Here is a 1,685-nt window from a genome sequence, read left to right as displayed (position 1 = left end):
ATCAGACAATCTGTTGTGGGCACTGCACGGTCAAATATCTTGAGGTAAGGAGGTGATCCAACCGCAGGTTCCCCTACGGTTACCTTGTTACGACTTCACCCCAGTCATGAATCACAAAGTGGTAAGCGCCCTCCCGAAGGTTAAGCTACCTACTTCTTTTGCAACCCACTCCCATGGTGTGACGGGCGGTGTGTACAAGGCCCGGGAACGTATTCACCGTAGCATTCTGATCTACGATTACTAGCGATTCCGACTTCATGGAGTCGAGTTGCAGACTCCAATCCGGACTACGACATACTTTATGAGGTCCGCTTGCTCTCGCGAGTTCGCTTCTCTTTGTATATGCCATTGTAGCACGTGTGTAGCCCTACTCGTAAGGGCCATGATGACTTGACGTCATCCCCACCTTCCTCCGGTTTATCACCGGCAGTCTCCTTTGAGTTCCCGACCGAATCGCTGGCAACAAAGGATAAGGGTTGCGCTCGTTGCGGGACTTAACCCAACATTTCACAACACGAGCTGACGACAGCCATGCAGCACCTGTCTCAGAGTTCCCGAAGGCACCAAAGCATCTCTGCTAAGTTCTCTGGATGTCAAGAGTAGGTAAGGTTCTTCGCGTTGCATCGAATTAAACCACATGCTCCACCGCTTGTGCGGGCCCCCGTCAATTCATTTGAGTTTTAACCTTGCGGCCGTACTCCCCAGGCGGTCGATTTAACGCGTTAGCTCCGGAAGCCACGCCTCAAGGGCACAACCTCCAAATCGACATCGTTTACAGCGTGGACTACCAGGGTATCTAATCCTGTTTGCTCCCCACGCTTTCGCACCTGAGCGTCAGTCTTTGTCCAGGGGGCCGCCTTCGCCACCGGTATTCCTCCAGATCTCTACGCATTTCACCGCTACACCTGGAATTCTACCCCCCTCTACAAGACTCTAGCCTGCCAGTTTCAAATGCAGTTCCCAAGTTAAGCTCGGGGATTTCACATCTGACTTAACAAACCGCCTGCGTGCGCTTTACGCCCAGTAATTCCGATTAACGCTTGCACCCTCCGTATTACCGCGGCTGCTGGCACGGAGTTAGCCGGTGCTTCTTCTGCGAGTAACGTCAATCAGTAAGGTTATTAACCTTACTGCCTTCCTCCTCGCTGAAAGTACTTTACAACCCGAAGGCCTTCTTCATACACGCGGCATGGCTGCATCAGGGTTTCCCCCATTGTGCAATATTCCCCACTGCTGCCTCCCGTAGGAGTCTGGACCGTGTCTCAGTTCCAGTGTGGCTGGTCATCCTCTCAGACCAGCTAGGGATCGTCGCCTAGGTGAGCCATTACCCCACCTACTAGCTAATCCCATCTGGGTTCATCTGATGGCGCGAGGCCCGAAGGTCCCCCGCTTTGGTCTTGCGACGTTATGCGGTATTAGCTACCGTTTCCAGTAGTTATCCCCCTCCATCAGGCAGATCCCCAGACATTACTCACCCGTCCGCCGCTCGCCGGCAAAGTAGCAAGCTACTTCCCGCTGCCGCTCGACTTGCATGTGTTAGGCCTGCCGCCAGCGTTCAATCTGAGCCATGATCAAACTCTTCAATTAAAAGCTTGATTTGCTAAGTTAATAGCGATGCTCAAAGGTTACTGTTCTAAATTTCTTTAGGTAGTCACTCTTCAAGACTTAATATTTTTTGCATCCGG

At 52.2% G+C, this 1,685-nt stretch carries 1 rRNA gene; it reads right to left on the bottom strand.

The window, feature by feature from the left end:
- Window positions 1-45: 45 nt before the first annotated feature.
- Window positions 46-1,587 (bottom strand): 16S ribosomal RNA (locus CYR55_RS22730).
- Window positions 1,588-1,685: the final 98 nt, after the last annotated feature.

This window comes from Chimaeribacter californicus (assembly GCF_002858675.1).
GTDB lineage: Bacteria > Pseudomonadota > Gammaproteobacteria > Enterobacterales > Enterobacteriaceae > Chimaeribacter > Chimaeribacter californicus.
This window is presented reverse-complemented; position numbering and strand designations above follow the sequence as displayed.